Source organism: Cellulomonas wangsupingiae (genome assembly GCF_024508275.1).
Lineage (GTDB): Bacteria > Actinomycetota > Actinomycetes > Actinomycetales > Cellulomonadaceae > Cellulomonas > Cellulomonas wangsupingiae.
In genome coordinates this window covers 2,664,102-2,678,566 of record NZ_CP101989.1, presented here as the reverse complement: position 1 = coordinate 2,678,566, position 14,465 = coordinate 2,664,102, and the positions used below count along the sequence as shown (strand labels likewise).

General features: G+C 72.3%; 11 protein-coding genes. 7 read left to right on the top strand and 4 right to left on the bottom strand.

Going from position 1 to position 14,465, the window contains the following annotated elements; translation table 11 throughout:
* Window positions 1–42 precede the first annotated feature (42 nt).
* Window positions 43–2,148, top strand: coding sequence for a hypothetical protein (locus tag NP075_RS12405; RefSeq protein WP_227565476.1), 2,106 nt, complete (start codon window positions 43–45; stop codon window positions 2,146–2,148).
* Between the two features lie 3 nt (window positions 2,149–2,151).
* Here the strand turns inward: NP075_RS12405 and NP075_RS12400 are convergent, their stop codons facing one another.
* On the bottom strand, window positions 2,152–2,871 hold the full coding sequence (locus NP075_RS12400) for a class I SAM-dependent methyltransferase (RefSeq protein WP_227565475.1): 720 nt from the start codon (window positions 2,869–2,871) through the stop codon (window positions 2,152–2,154).
* Window positions 2,868–3,818, bottom strand: coding sequence for a glycosyltransferase family 2 protein (locus tag NP075_RS12395; protein ID WP_227565474.1), 951 nt, complete (start codon window positions 3,816–3,818; stop codon window positions 2,868–2,870). The genes NP075_RS12400 and NP075_RS12395 overlap by 4 nt, the downstream gene beginning before the upstream one ends.
* A 115-nt stretch (window positions 3,819–3,933) precedes the next feature.
* On the opposite strand from NP075_RS12395, the gene NP075_RS12390 reads away from it, so the two are divergent.
* Window positions 3,934–4,926, top strand: a complete 993-nt coding sequence (locus NP075_RS12390) for a lysylphosphatidylglycerol synthase domain-containing protein (protein ID WP_227565473.1) — start codon at window positions 3,934–3,936, stop codon at window positions 4,924–4,926.
* Between the two features lie 25 nt (window positions 4,927–4,951).
* A complete protein-coding gene (locus tag NP075_RS12385) occupies window positions 4,952–5,980 on the top strand; it encodes a hypothetical protein (protein WP_227565472.1) in 1,029 nt (342 codons plus the stop codon).
* A 32-nt stretch (window positions 5,981–6,012) separates the two neighbouring features.
* Here the strand turns inward: NP075_RS12385 and NP075_RS12380 are convergent, their stop codons facing one another.
* Window positions 6,013–8,019 (bottom strand): FG-GAP-like repeat-containing protein, encoded by a 2,007-nt coding sequence (locus NP075_RS12380; RefSeq protein ID WP_227565471.1) that lies wholly within the window; start codon window positions 8,017–8,019, stop codon window positions 6,013–6,015.
* An 81-nt stretch (window positions 8,020–8,100) separates the two neighbouring features.
* Window positions 8,101–9,201 carry a glycosyltransferase family 4 protein gene (locus tag NP075_RS12375; protein ID WP_227565470.1) on the bottom strand — a complete coding sequence of 367 codons (1,101 nt, stop codon included), beginning with the start codon at window positions 9,199–9,201 and terminating at the stop codon, window positions 8,101–8,103.
* Between the two features lie 159 nt (window positions 9,202–9,360).
* On the opposite strand from NP075_RS12375, the gene NP075_RS12370 reads away from it, so the two are divergent.
* The 4 genes from NP075_RS12370 to NP075_RS12355 are packed head-to-tail and all read left to right on the top strand — an operon-like array spanning window position 9,361 to window position 14,452.
* On the top strand, window positions 9,361–10,161 hold the full coding sequence (locus tag NP075_RS12370; protein WP_227565469.1) for an ABC transporter permease: 801 nt from the start codon (window positions 9,361–9,363) through the stop codon (window positions 10,159–10,161).
* A gap of 1 nt (window position 10,162) precedes the next feature.
* Window positions 10,163–11,407 (top strand): ABC transporter ATP-binding protein, encoded by a 1,245-nt coding sequence (locus NP075_RS12365; RefSeq protein ID WP_227565468.1) that lies wholly within the window; start codon window positions 10,163–10,165, stop codon window positions 11,405–11,407.
* Window positions 11,408–11,420: 13 nt separating this feature from the next.
* Window positions 11,421–12,587 carry a class I SAM-dependent methyltransferase gene (locus NP075_RS12360; RefSeq protein ID WP_227565467.1) on the top strand — a complete coding sequence of 389 codons (1,167 nt, stop codon included), beginning with the start codon at window positions 11,421–11,423 and terminating at the stop codon, window positions 12,585–12,587.
* Window positions 12,588–12,589: 2 nt separating this feature from the next.
* Window positions 12,590–14,452, top strand: a complete 1,863-nt coding sequence (locus tag NP075_RS12355) for a glycosyltransferase (protein WP_227565466.1) — start codon at window positions 12,590–12,592, stop codon at window positions 14,450–14,452.
* Window positions 14,453–14,465: the final 13 nt, after the last annotated feature.

The window sequence follows — 14,465 nt, the reverse complement described above, 5'->3', positions numbered from 1 at the left end:
GCGCTGATGGTGGCTGTCCTGTCAGCGGCGCTGTTGCTCGGCATGGTTCTGCTCCTCGTCGGTGGCGCGGCGCGCCTGGCGCTCGGGGCCCGCCTGGACGTCGTCCCCGGGCTCGGGGTCACCCTGGGGCTCGGTGCGGCAGCCGTGGCGGTGCCGGTGTCGATCGTGTTCGCACTCGGTGGGGATGCCACTCACGCCGTCGTCGGGGTACTGGTCGTCGCGGCCGTCGCGTGGCTCAGCTCGGGACTCGTGACGGTCCGCCGCGAGCGCGGGACGGCGGCGCTGTGGCGGTGGGTCCGACGTGCGGTCGCCGCGACGCCGCTCGACGCGCTGGCGGCCGCCGTCGTCCTGGCGGCCACCGTGCCGCTGCTGTGGCACGGCCTGACCTACTGGACCACGTTCAGCAACGACTTCCCGAGCTACGCCGCCTCGGTCGAGGTGTGGGCCGCGGGGCCGCAGGGCGGCGCCGCCTTCCTCGAGCGGCATCCCGACGGGTTCGGCGAGTACCAGCACTGGCGTGCTCACACCGCCAAGCCGATGGCGACGGCGCTGCTGCTCCTCGCCTCGATGGTGACGGGACTGCCGGGTGCGCAGCTCCTGGCGCCGGCGACGGTGGTGCTGCTGTTCCTGCTGGTCTCGACGATGCTCGCGGTCACGGCCGTCGTCGCGCCCGGTCGGCGCTGGCCGGTCGCCCTGGCGACGGCGGCACCGCTGCTCTCGGTCGTGCCCCTGGGCCGGGTCTACGACGCCCAGCTCGGCCAAGCGGCGGCGGCCGCGCTCCTCGCCGTCGTGCTGGCTCTGCTCGCCGGGTCGGGGCCTCCTGCCCGCCCGTGGGTCGCCGCGTCCGCTGTCGCGGTCGTCCTCGCCGCCGCGGTCGGGATGAACCCGACCCTCGTCGTCGGTTCGTCGGTCGCCGTCGCGGGTGCCTGCGTCTATGTCTGGGGCAGGCGTCGGCGCGCGTCGAGGGCTCTCGACCTGAGAACGGTGGTGCTCGGGGTCATCGGTGCGGTGGTGCTCAGCCTGCCGTTCCTCGGTGACTACCTGGGCCTGGGGGTCGCCGAGGCCGACGGGACCGGCGGGTACGAGCTGCCGTTCCCGTCACCGGCCGCGCTCGTAGGGCTGCAACGCACCGTCGACGACGTGACCTCCCCGTGGGCGTGGACGGTCGTGGTGCTCGTCGTCGCCGGGTACGTCCTGTACAAGCGGAAGCACCCGGGGCCGTGGTGGGCCGCGGTCGCCGCAGGTGCGGCAGCGGCGAACCTGGCTCTGCTCGTGCACGTGTATGGGCTGCAGTCGTACAGCGTCCACAAGTACGTGGCGCTCGCGGTCGTGGTCGTCGTCCCCCTGCTGCTGGCCCGGGCGGTCGGCCTGCTGTCCGCGGTCACCCGGCTCGCCGACGCGGTCGCGGTGGTGGTCGCCCTCGGGGCGGCGAACGCCTGGGTCGCGGCGACGCAGGTCCCCGTCGTCGTCCCGGACGACCTGTGGGCGCTCGCAGGGGACCGGCGTGTCGAGCAGGTCCCCGTGCTGAACGTCCATGTCTCGAACGCCTATGAGGCGCCCGTCGCGGCGACGGTCCTCGGCAACGAGCGCATCGTCGTGACCCAGCTCACCTACGCACCGAGCCACCCCCCGGTCGGCGACTGGGCGCTGATCCACCGGGACTGGTGGGACCTCGGACCGCTCGACGAGGTGATCGACCTCAACGAGACGTACCAGCTCGTGCGGTTCGGCCTGACCGAGGTGTCCGAGGGCGAGCGGCTCGTGCTGGACGCCGCCCACCCGGAGCACGAGCGGCTGCTGTACGGCAGGTGGAACCGTTCGACCCGCGGCGAGCTGTGGGGCGCCGGCGAGCAGACGTGGCTCGCCTTCGCGCTGCCGGACCAGCTCGTGGGCCGCGAGGTGCGACTCACGCTGGAGGGCGAGCTCGACCTCGAGGACGGTGACCGGCTCCGGGCCGAGGCCAACGGGCAGCCCGTGGACGTGACAGCACCGGGGAGCTCGGGGGAGGGGCGCATCGTCGTCACCGTGCCCGCTGACGCGACGCGGCGCGACGGCGATCGGCTCACGGTGCGCCTGTTCCCCGACCGGGACGGCGCGCGCATCGGGGTGCGGGTCGAGTCCCTCGAGGTCCGGGGCTCGTCCGGCTGACCGTCAGGGGGCCGGTTCCGCCCGACGTCGGACGAGAGCGGTCCGGGTCGGGTACGGCAGCGCCGGCGTCAGGCCGCGGGTCCACGTCACGTCCACCTCTGCACCGTGGGCCTCCAGCGCTGCCCGGTACCGTGCCCGGTCGACGTTGTCGAAGACCACGATGCCGCCGGGTGCGAGGTGGCGCAGGGCGCGTGGGAGGCAGTGCTCACGGGCGCGCCCGTCGATGACGACGACGTCGAACGGCTCGTCGTGCGCGTCGATGGCGTCGACGTACCGGGCGAAGTCGAGGCCGGTGGACCCCCTCTTCGCGGAGGTCACGGAGGAACCCGGCCCCGCCGGTGTCGCCGGCACCACGCTGAGCGCGACGTTCGCAGGCAGCAGCGGACGGAGCGAGCGTGCCCACGCGCCGTCGTGCTCGGTGGACACGACGGACCCCGCCCGCGCACCGAGCCAGACGGACGACGCGCCGGAGCCCCACTCGAAGACCCGGGCCCCGGGCCTGCCGGCGAGGAACCTCTCGACCTGCGCGGCCGCCTCGAACGTCCACCAGGGGACGTCGAGCGCGGTCAGTGCGGGGACGTCGTAGATCGCGAGCAGGGACTTCAGCCACAGCGTGCGGCGGCTGTCGCCGTCCTTCGCATCGAGCTGCACGCCGGCGGCCCGAGCCGCGACGCGTGCCGTGCGCATCGTGGAGACCCATGCCGCCCGAGGGTCGAGCCTCATGCCTCTGACCCGGCGTCGGCGGCAGCCTCGTCCGCCCTGCGCCCGTTGCGGTGCCGCACGCCGAGCTCCGCGGACAGGCCGAAGAGGAAGAACTGGAGGCCGCCGAGCACGAGGAGGACGGCCGCGAGGAGCATGGGACGGTCGCCGACGGTGGCGCCGGACAGCCGCAGCGCGAGCAGGTAGAGCAGCATGAGTCCGCCCAGGCCGAGACCGGCCGCGCCGATCCCCCCGAAGAGGTGCGAGGGACGGTTCTCGTACGAGAGCAGGAACCGGACGGTCAGCAGGTCCATGAACCCACGCCAGAAGCGCGCCGGACCGTACTTGGTCGTCCCGTGCATCCGGGCGTGGTGCTGGACCGGTACCTCGCTCGTCCGGAAGCCCTTCCAGTGCGCCATGACGGTCAGGTACCGGTGCATCTCGCCGTACATCATCGGAGCGAGCTCGGCGACGACGTCGCTGCGCATCGCCTTGAAACCGGAGTTGAAGTCGGTGCCGGGGACCCGGGCAAGGGCGGAGGTCGTCCGGTTGTAGAGCCGCGAGGTGTGCCGCTTCACGAAGCGGTCGTTCCGCACGGTACGGGCGCCCGTCACGAGGTCGACACCTTCGCCGAGCCGCTCGACGAGCCGCGGCAGCTCGGACGGGTCGTCCTGACCGTCGGCGTCCATCATCACCACGGTCGTGGCCCCGGTGGCGACCGCTTCGCGGAACCCGACGCGCAGGGCCTCCGACTTCCCGCGGTTCACCCGCAGGCTGGTGACCCGCAGCACCTCCGGGCCCGGCGAGACTTCTCGGACGACATCCGCGGTGTCGTCGTGCGACCCGTCGTCGATGACGAGCACGGCGAGCCCCCCGGCGACGGCCGGACCCTGGGCGAGGATGCGCGGCAGGAGCACTCGCAGGTTCTCTGCCTCGTTGTACGCGGGGACGAGGACCAACGTCTGTGGCACGTGCGCGGCACTCCTTGGATCACGGCGGCCCCGGACGGGAGCTAGCCTGACGACCGAGCCTAGGTGGGCCGGTGAGCGTTTTCCCGGACCGTCACCCGAAGGTAGGAATGGTGTCATGAGCAGGGAGACTCCCCAGAGAAGCGTGCTGTTCGCGCGCTTCCTGCACATCGGTCGCCTTGTCGTCGTGGCCCTGGTCGTGGTCGCGCTCGTGCGGTTCGTGCTCGTCGACGGCGCGACGATGGCGGACGCGCTGCGGTCGGCCGACCCCGGCCTGGTCGGCCTGGCCGTGGTCGCCGCAGCGGCGGGGCAGGTCTGCCTCTGGCTCTCGTGGCGCCGGTTGTGGTCGACCGTGACCGGCACCCACCTCGGCCTGCGCGGGCCGGGCGTCTTCTTCACCGGGCAGCTCGGCAAGTACCTGCCGGGTGGCGTGTGGACCGTGCTCGCCCACGCGGACCTGGGCGCGTCCCGGCACGTGCCGCGGGCCCTCGGCGGGCTGGCCTCCGCGGTGTCGCTGCTCGTGCTGCTGGCGACGGGAGGCGCGGTGGGGGCGGCGGCCGTCCTGGGTGCGGGCCCGCCGCCGGCGCTCGTCGGTGCCGTCGTGGTGGTGGTCGTCGCGTGCGCGGTGGTCCTCGTCCCGCGTGTCCTGACGGCCGTCGCCGAGCGGGTCGCGCGCCGGCCGCGCGGGACGCTGTCGATCGCGGGACGGGACGTCCTCGCCGCCGCCGCCTGGGCAGCGGCCTGGTGGTGTGCGGCAGGCGTGCACGCGTGGCTGCTGCTGGCGGCGCTGGCTCCGGTGGCGGTGCAGGACGTGCCACGGACGGCCGCGGCGTTCGCGTTCGCCTGGGTCGCAGGCATGGTCGTCGTCGTCGCGCCGGCCGGCGTCGGTGCCCGGGAGTCGCTCCTGGTGGTGCTCCTCGCGGGCACCGCACCCCAGGCCACGGTCCTGACGCTCGCGCTGCTCAGCCGCGCGGTCTTCGTGCTGCTCGACGTGGCCTGCGCGGGGCTCGGTTGGCTGGTCGCACGGACGCCCGTGCGGGGCACGGTCGACCCGCTCGAGAACGGACATGCGGTCCGGCCCTCGCGGCCTGCCGAAAACCCCTCGCCGTGAGGGGGACCTGCCCCACAATGTGGCCATGATCACCTCGGACAGGCCCCGCCGCGGAGTGTCCCGGCGCACGCGCCTCGTGTCGGCTGCCGTCGTCTCGGTCCTCCTGGGGCTGCTCGCGCCGACGGCCCCCGCGGCCGCGGGGTCGGTGACGTGGTGGGACGAGGCGGGCGACAACGGCCCTGGCACACCGGACCTCCGGCAGCACCGGCTCGAGCTGGACGCGAGCACGCTGCGGTTCACCGCCTGGTTCGACCCGGCGCAGCCCCTGGTCGACGCCCGGTTGGAGATCACGATGCGGGACCCCGATCGCCCCGGGGTGAAGCTGTACGGCAGCCTGGCGGCGGGGGAGTCCTCCCAGCCGGGGACGTTCGGGTGGTCCTACGGCGAGGACTCGGACTACTGCTCCGTGTGGACACAGCAGGCCGGGGGGCGGCTGACCGTGGCCGTCCCGGCCTCGTGCATCGGCTCGCCCCGTCGGCTGACGTGGCAGCTCGAGGGGTGGCGCGACGAGCGCGGCAAGGGACTGGCCTTCATGGACGCCGGAGGGGAGGTCGAGGACGCCCTGGGCGTGAGCGTCGACGGCCCCGTCGACCTGATCCCGCGGCAGGCCGTGCGGCGCTGGTGGAGCCCCGGGTTCGCCGACGCGCACTTCTTCTCCGCCAGCCCCACGGAAGCGCAAGCGCTGGCCGAGGACAAGAACTGGGCGTACGAGAACGTGGCGTTCGCGGTGGTCCCGTTCGAGGACGACCGGTGCGAGGGCGGGGCGCCGGTGCACCGGTTCTGGTCGGACCGGTTCCGCACCCACTTCTGGACCATCGACGCGGCGGAGGCCGCGCACCTCACGGCCCACGACCGCAACTGGCGGCCCGAGAGCATCGCGTGGTGCGCCTACACGTCGCCCCAGCCCACGACCGTCCCGCTCCACCGGTTCTGGTCACCGGCGCGCGGCAAGCACTTCTTCACCGCCGACGTCGCGGAGTCGAACTGGCTGCGGGCGACACAGCCGTCGTGGAGCTACGAGAACGTGGCGTTCCACGTCATGCCGGTGCGCTGACGCCCCTGGGCAGTGCGCACCGGCAGCCCCGCTCACGGCAGGACGTGGTAGGCGACGCCCTCGTAGGTCCAGTTGCGGTCGTTGGCACGGATGTGGTCGGCCTCGGCCGCGCTCGCGGTGAAGAAGTGCTTGCCGAAGCCCGGTGACCAGAAGCGGTGCAGGGCGACCGTCCCGGACCCCGCCTGCGCGTAGGCGCAGTACGCCACGCCCTCGTAGGCCCAGTTGCGGTCCGTCGCCACGATGCGCGCCCGCTCCGCCTCGCTCTGGGTGTAGAAGTGCGAGCGGAACCCCGCCGACCAGAACCGGTGCACGGGCGAGCCGCCGGACGTGCACGTCCCGCCCGGTGCCGGCCGGGCCCCGAAGGCGCGCCCCTCGTACACCCAGTTCACGTCGGTGTCGATGATGCGCACCGCCTCCGACCCGCTCGTCGTGAAGAAGTGCGCGTTGTCGAACCCCGGGCTCCAGAACCGGTACACGGACGCCGTCGAGCCCGACGGGTCCCGCGGCGCGAGGGACCGGTCGATCGGGGTGACGCGCTGCTGGAACTGCGGGTGGACGAGCCCTCCGCGTCCGGGCGTCCGCCACACGTAGAGCCTGCCGGCGCCCGCGAGGTCGTTGAGGTTGCCGGTGTTCGGCCCGTTCTGTGCGGCGGACCCGGCGACGACCTCGTTGGTGCCGTCGCCGTCGAGGTCCCCGACGGCGGCGCTCGCCCACACGGGGAACGTCGTCCCGGTGTCGGCGACGACGCGACCGGTCGGCACGTCGAAGGCCTTGACGTGCCAGTTGCTGTCGGTGGCGACCACCTCGGCCCGCCCGTCCCCGGTGACGTCCGCCAGCACCGGTGCGCCGAAGTGCGCCCCCGACCCGTGCGGCGCGCGGGTGGTGACCCCGTTGTTCTTCCACATCAGCTGGCCGAGGCGGTTGAGGAGGTAGGTGTTGCCCGCGTAGTCGCCGAAGGCGATCTCCGGGGTGCCGTCGCCGTTGACGTCCCCCACGGTGGGCGCGGACAGGATGACCGAGTCCGCACGGAACGACCAGCGCAGGCGTCCGTCGTGCCCCACGACCCACAGGTGGTGGCCCCGCCACTCGGTGCCCTCGGTGAACAGCCCGCCGCCTGCGATCGTCTCGAGCTTGCCGTCGGCGTCGAGGTCGGCGAGTGCCGGCGTCGAGTGCATGAAGGAGTCGGTGCGGAAGGGCCACCCCGAGACCTCCTTGCCGGCGATCGTGAACGCGTGCAGCAGACCGCCCTTGGCCAGTCGTCCGTAGGGGCGGCAGTCGGCGCAGTCGTTCGCCACGTCCGACCCGACGACGATCTCCGGGCGGCCGTCCGCGTTGATGTCCCCGACGGCCGCCCCGGAGGCGATGCCGTCCCAGACGTCGACGGGCCATCCCGGCAAGGCCTGGCCGCGGTGGTTCCACACCCACATGAGGTGGCTGTAGGAGCCGACGATCACCTCGAGGGTGCCGTCGCCGTCGAGGTCCGCGAGGGTGGGGCCTGCGACGACGCCCGTGCAGGCGTCCGTCGCGCAGCGGTTCGGGTAGTCGGCGTTCCAGCCGGTGAACTGCGGCCAGCCGGCCTTCGTGGCACCGGTGCGGTCGAACGCGAACACGTACCCGTTCTCCGACCCGACGACGACCTCGAGCGAGCCGTCGCCGTCGATGTCGCCCACCGCCGGGGAGCCGATGACGGGGCCCGCCGCGTGCTGGGCGTCGAGGTACCGGCTCCAGAGCAGCGAGCCGTCCCGTCGGTAGACGTAGACGCGTCCGTCGAGCGAGCCGACGACGATCTCGGGGCGTCCGTCGGCGTCGATGTCGGCGAGCGCGGGCGACGAGTGCTTCGACCAGCCGCTGCGCCCGGTGCTGCCCTCGATGGGCACGTTCATGGGCCGGGCGGACGCGAGGTCGGTGTCCCGCGGCCACCCGGGCTGCAGCGGCCACTCCGGCTCGGCGGCGGCAGCCGGGCCCGAGGTCGAGGACAGGATCACCGCGGCGGCGACGAGGACCGCAGCGAGGCGTCCGCGCCGTCGTGCCGTGGCCACCGGTCGTGCGTCGAGGGCCCGCGCCCTCACCTCGGGCTCTGTCGCCTTGCTCGTCACTGGGTCCCCCCCGGGGATCGTGGCTCAGTCGGTCCTCATGTATACGGCCACGGTCGCGTCGGCGCACGCACCCCACGTCCAGCGCGCCGCGTGCGCGCGACGGGCCTGCCGGTCCGTCGGGCCGTCGTCGGCCTGCAGGACGCGCTCCAGGCCTTCGGCGACGGCGTCGGTGTCGTGCGGGTCCACGTACGTGGCGTACGGGCCCGAGACCTCGCGCAGCGCGGGGATGTCGGCGGCCAGGACCGGTCGGCCGCTGGCGAGCGCCTCCAGGGCGGGCAGGCCGAAGCCCTCGTCGATCGACGGCAGCGCGAGCGCGCGCGCGCCGGCCACGACGCGACGCAGGTCGGCGTCGTCGAGCCAGCCCGTGAGGTGCACCCCGGGTCGCGCGCGCAGCGTCTCGTCGCGGCCGGCGGGGCCCGCGAGCACGAGCGCCGGCGCGTCCCGGCGTCCCGCCCGCACCCGCTCGAACGCCTCCACGAGGCGGGGGAGGTTCTTGCGGGGGTCGAGCGAGCCGACGAACAGGACGTAGTCGTCGGGGAGGTCGAGCCGTCCAGCGGGTGCCGGTGCGGGCGGCGTGAACCACTGCGGGTCGACGCCGAGCGGCGTCGGCGTCACCTGCTCGTCGGGGAGGTCGTAGAAGTCACGCACGGCGTCGGCCACCGCCCGGCTGGGGGTCACCACGTGCGCGCCGCGCCGCAGCGCCCGCACGACGAGCGTGCGGTACGCGAGCGAGTCGGCCGACACCGTGGACCGGTGCTCCTCGTAGGTCAGGTCGTGGACGGTGACGACCTCCCGCGCCCTGCGCGTCGGCGGGCTGACGAAGTTGGTCCCGTGCATGACGTCGCACCGCCCGACGAGGGTCTCGACGTGCGGTCGGTCGGTGCGGGTCCACGCCGTGCGCAGGGCGCGCGCGGGCACCCGCGGGCCCACCTGGCGCACTCCGGCCGGCAGGTCGTGGAGCGCCCCGCCCCGGGCCGTCCACGTGGTCACGGCGACGTCCGCGGCCACGCCCGCGCGTCCGAGGGCCGCCGGCAGCTCGTCCAGGAGGTGGCCGGTGTACTGGCCCACCCCGGTGCGTCGTCCCAGCAGGGAGGTGGCCTCGAGCACGATCCGCATGCGGGTCATCGTCCCATCTGCCGCGGGTCGCGACGCCCGCGAGGGGAGCGGGGAGGGGCGACCGCGACCGGTACCTCCCGGTCGCACGGTAGGCTGCTCCCCATGCCTGGAACGTCCGGCACCCTTGCGGTGCGGAGCAGTCGCGGTCCGAGACCTACCAAAGTGGAGTTGCGCAAGACGGTCGAGGAGTACCGGGCTGCGAAAGAGCTTCTGCGCAACCTCGTGCGGCGCGACCTGAAGATCCAGCACCGCGGGACGGCGCTGGGGAACGTGTGGTCGCTGATCACGCCGATCCTCACGGTCGCGGTCTACACGTTCGTCTTCACGGTGATCATGCCCGCGTCGCCCGTGCACGAGGGCGTCGACGTGCCGTTCGCGGTGTACCTCTTCGTGGGTCTGACGATCTGGAACCTGCTGCAGAACAGCATCCTGGCGGGGACCGGGTCGGTCGTGGGCGCGGGGTACCTGCTGTCGAAGGTGTACTTCCGACGCGAGATCCTCCCGCTGACGAGCGTGCTGTCGGCGCTCGTGACCTTCTGCTGGGAGTTCGGTGTGGCGCTCCTGGTGTCGACGATCTTCGTCGGCCTGCCGGGCTGGCACGTGCTGTGGGCGCCCGTGATCGTGCTCATCACCGCGATGCTGGCGTTCGGCCTCGCGCTGCTGCTGTCGACGGCCGCCGTGTTCTTCCGCGACGTGCAGCACTTCATCGGGATCGCCATGCAGATGTGGTTCTGGGGCTCCCCGGTCATCTACTCGCTCGGGATCATCGGCGACCGGCCGACGCTGCTCAACATCATCCAGCTCAACCCGATGGCGGGGATCCTCACGTCGATGCGCAACGTCGTGCTGCTCGACCAGCCGCCGGACTGGCCGCTGCTGGGCTATGCCGCCGGCGTCGGGGCCGTTCTGCTCGTCCTCGGCTACGCGGCGTTCCGACGCAACGAGCGACTCTTCGCGGAGATGATCTGACGTGACCGACACAGCGATCGAGGCAGTCGACCTCTGGAAGAGCTTCCGGGTGTACCAGGAGCGCTCGCACACGCTCAAGGAGCGCTTCATCGGCCGGTCGAACCGGTACGACGAGTTCTGGGCGCTCAAGGGCGTGAACTTCGAGGTGCCCACGGGCTCGACGCTCGGGATCGTCGGGCCCAACGGCTCCGGCAAGTCGACGACGCTCAAGGTGCTCGCCAAGATCCTCAGCCCGAACAGGGGCCACGTCCGGGTCAACGGGTCGATCGCGTCGCTGCTCGAGCTGGGCACCGGGTTCCACCCCGACCTCACCGGCCGGGAGAACGTCTACCTGGCCAGCTCCGTGCTGGGTCGCAGCGAGAAGCAGACCGACGCGCTGTACGAGTCGATCGTCGACTTCGCGGGCGTCCAGCAGTTCATGGACCTGCCGGTCAAGAACTACAGCTCGGGCATGTACGCCCGCCTCGCGTTCGCCGTGTCGATCTCCGTGGAGCCCGACGTGCTGCTCCTCGACGAGGTCCTCGCGGTCGGCGACGAGGAGTTCCAGATGAAGTGCTACGACCGCATCGCGCACTTCCGTGACACCGGGCGGACCATCGTGCTGGTGTCGCACAGCCTCGACACGATCCGCAGCATGTGCCGCGACGCCCTCTGGATCGAGAAGGGCGACCTGAAGGCCTACGGCCCGTCCGACGAGGTCGTCGCGCAGTACCTGGGTGACGTGCACGTCGAGAGCCAGCAGCAGACGCGCCTCGAGGGCGACAACCGTTTCGGCAACGGTGACGTCGTCATCACCGCAGTGCGCTTCCTCGACGAGCGCGGCCGGGCCACGACCGCGCTGCGCGGGGCCGCGCCGGCGTCCATCGAGGTCGACTACGAGATGGTGAGGCCCGTCGACGAGCTCGTCATCGGGTTCGCGATCCACCGAGCGGACTCGGGTCAGCACGTCCACGGCCAGAACTCGTTGCGGTCCGACCTCGGTCTCGCGCTCCCGCAGGCCGGCACCGTGCGTTTCAGCACGGACGACCTGCCGCTGCTCAAGGGGCCGCACCAGGTGACGGTCGCCGCCCACGACCGGTCGAGCGCCGGCGTGTACGACTGGCACGACCGTGCCTACCCGTTGTCGATCCTGGACGGCCCTCGGACCCTCGGTCAGTCCGGGATCGTCCACGTGCCGGGGACGTGGAGCCTGCTCGAGAAGCCGACCACCTCCGCGGACGCCCCCCAGCGCACCACGGCCTCGTGACCGGGAGTCACCCATGCTGAAGAACTCCGACGTGTCCACGATGATGCACCGCGTCCGCGTCGCCGCGGCACGAGCGCGGCGCGACGACACCACCTCGGTGGTGTTCGTGGAGGACCGCCACCCCGACCTCTTCGGCCTCGAGGCCCTGCGACCCGACGCCGAGGTGATCATCGACCGGCCGTCCGGCTCCGCCCGGCCGGTCGTCGGGCAGGGCATCGTCTTCACGAAGCGTGTCGTCCGCCGCCTGGTGCGCTGGTACGCCAAGCCGCCCGCCGTCCAGCAGTCGCAGTTCAACCAGCGGCTGCTCGACGCGCTCGGGCGGATGGCGCGCGCCCTCGTGCGCACCGAGTCGACGTACGACGACCTCCTGCTCCGGATCGACCAGCTCGAGGAGACCGTCGACGGCCTGCGTGCCGACCTGCGGCAGGTCGGCACGAGCGGGACGGTCGCGGCGGACTCCTCCGCGCTCGCCCCGAGCGTGCAGCGCATCCTCTCCTACAGCAGGTTCGAGGACCGGCACCGTGGGGCCCAGGGCGTCGTGCGGCCGCTGCTCGAGCCGTACCTGCAGTACTTCGACGGCTGTGCCAACGTCGTGGACCTCGGCGCCGGCCGCGGCGAGTTCGTCGACATGCTGAACGAGCGCGGCATCCCCGCGTACGGCGTCGACTCCGACGAGTCGCAGGTCGAGGTCGCGCGTGCCGCCGGCCGCGACGTCCGGCTCGAGGACGTCGTCGAGCACCTCAACGGGCTGCGCACCGGTCAGGTCGACGGCGCGTTCTCGAGCCAGGTCGCCGAGCACCTGACGACCAACGAGCTCGTCGGCTCGATCGAGCTGGTGTACCGCAAGCTCAAGCCGGGCGGCGTCTTCGTCATGGAGACCCCGAACCCCGAGGCGCTGTTCATCTTCGCGACGTTCTTCTACGTCGACCTCACGCACATCAAGCCGATCCACCCCGAGGCGCTGCGCTGGGCGTTCGAGGCCTGCGGGTTCGAGGACGTGCGGGTCGTGCGCAGCCAGAAGGTGCCCGACGCCGCGCGTCTGGCGCCCGTGCCGGAGGACCTGCGGACCCAGCCCGGCTGGGACGTGCTCGCCCGTAACATCGACACGCTGAACGATCTCATCTATGGCTACCAGCACTACGCGGTGGTCGCGCGCAAGCCGGAGGCACACCAGGGATGACCATGTCGACCGATGTCAGCAGCCCGGAGGTACCCGTGCGTCGTGGCGTCGCGATCGTCATCCTGACGTGGAACGCGCTCGACTTCACCAAGCAGTGCTACGAGTCGCTGCGCGCCACGACCCCCCGGGGTGACTACCACCTGGTCTTCGTCGACAACGGCAGCGTCGACGGGACGGTCGACTGGCTGCGCGGCATCGCCGAGGCGAACGACGACGTCCAGGTGATCGAGAACGGCGAGAACCTCGGCTACACGCGGGCCGTCAACCTCGGCATCGGACGCGCCGCGGCTGACGAGGACGTCCTGCTGCTCAACAACGACATCCGGTTCGACACCCCCGGGTGGCTCGCGCGGCTGCAGTCGACGGCCTACGGCGAGCCGGACATCGCGGTCGTCGGCACGCGGCTGGTCGACCAGCGCGGCCTCATCAACCACCTCGGCGCGTTCGTCCAGCCGGTCTCGGTGTTCGGCCAGCAGCTGGGCGGCGAGGAGAAGGACGTCAACCAGGGGCGCGGCACCCGGGACGTCGAGGCCGTGATCTTCGCGGTCGCCTACCTCACCCGTGAGGGCCTCGACCGGATCGGCCTGCTCGACGAGGGCCTGTTCGCGTACTTCGAGGACACCGACTACTGCCTGCGCGCACGCCGCGCCGGGATGCGGGTCGTCTTCACGGGCGACGTCTCGCCCGTCCACTTCCACAACACCTCGACGCGCGCCAACAAGGTCGACGTGTGGGAGATGCTCCACACGTCGCGCGAGTACTTCGCGGAGAAGTGGGGCGCGTGGCTCGACGAGGAGCGGTACGACGTCCGCGCCAACTGGCGCTCGGTGATCCACTCGCCGCTCGGCTACGCCGTGGGCAGCCGGCGGATCATGGAGCAGCTGCACCAGTCGGACGTGCGCGTGACCTTCGAGAACGCGTACGGGCAGGAGGACGGCCCGACGGGTGACCGCCTCATCGACGACCTGGTGCTGCGGGAGCCGGACCCGTCCGCGACGTCCGTGTCGTACTGCCAGGCCGACTTCTTCCGCCGCACGGGCGACCGGCACCACGTCGGCTACACGATGCTCGAGGTCACGGGCCTGCCCGAGGACTGGGTCGCGGGCTGCAACCGCATGGACGAGGTGTGGGTGCCGGCGACGTTCAACGTCGAGACCTTCCGCGCGAGCGGCGTCAAGGTCCCGATCCACGTCATGCCGCTGGGCGTCGACCCCCTGTACTTCAACCCGGAGATCCGCGGCGAACGCGCCAGCGACTCCTTCACGTTCCTCTCCGTCTTCGAGTGGGGGGAGCGCAAGGCGCCCGAGGTGCTGCTGCGGGCGTTCGCCCGTGAGTTCGCGCGTCACGAGGACGTGACCCTGCTGCTGTCGGTCTTCAACCGCGACCCCGCGGTGGACGTGCGCCGGGAGATCGCGGCGCTCGGCCTGCCGGCGTCCGCCCGCATCGTCGTGATGGTCAACCCCGAGTTCGCCGGGTACCAGATGGGCTCGCTCTACCGCTCGGCCGACTGCTTCGTGCTGCCGACCCGCGGCGAGGGCTGGGGCCAGCCCGTCCTCGAGGCGATGGCGTGCGGCCTGCCGGTCATCGCGACCGGCTGGGGCGGCGTGGCCGACTTCCTCGACGAGGAGGTCGGGTACCCGATCGGGTACCGCATGGTGCCGGCCGAGGCGAGGTGCACGTACTACGACGGGTTCGACTGGTCCGAGCCCGACGAGGAGCACCTGCGGGCCCGCATGCGCGAGGTCGTCGGCGCCTACGACCTGGCGCAGGTGAAGGGCAAGCGGGCGGCGCGCCGGGTCGCCGAGCAGTTCACCTGGCAGCACACCGCGAAGCGCATCAGCGACCGGTTGCGCGAGATCGGCTGACACCAGCGTCCGC

Excerpts from the sequence above, each read along its gene's own strand:
- NP075_RS12390 (WP_227565473.1), top strand. The coding sequence starts at position 3,934 with ATGAGCAGGGAGACTCCCCAGAGAAGCGTGCTGTTCGCGCGCTTCCTG.
- NP075_RS12400 (WP_227565475.1), bottom strand. The coding sequence starts at position 2,871 with ATGAGGCTCGACCCTCGGGCGGCATGGGTCTCCACGATGCGCACGGCA.
- NP075_RS12375 (WP_227565470.1), bottom strand. The coding sequence starts at position 9,201 with ATGACCCGCATGCGGATCGTGCTCGAGGCCACCTCCCTGCTGGGACGA.
- NP075_RS12405 (WP_227565476.1), top strand. The coding sequence starts at position 43 with ATGGTTCTGCTCCTCGTCGGTGGCGCGGCGCGCCTGGCGCTCGGGGCC.
- NP075_RS12385 (WP_227565472.1), top strand. The coding sequence starts at position 4,952 with ATGATCACCTCGGACAGGCCCCGCCGCGGAGTGTCCCGGCGCACGCGC.
- NP075_RS12360 (WP_227565467.1), top strand. The coding sequence starts at position 11,421 with ATGCTGAAGAACTCCGACGTGTCCACGATGATGCACCGCGTCCGCGTC.
- NP075_RS12355 (WP_227565466.1), top strand. The coding sequence starts at position 12,590 with ATGTCGACCGATGTCAGCAGCCCGGAGGTACCCGTGCGTCGTGGCGTC.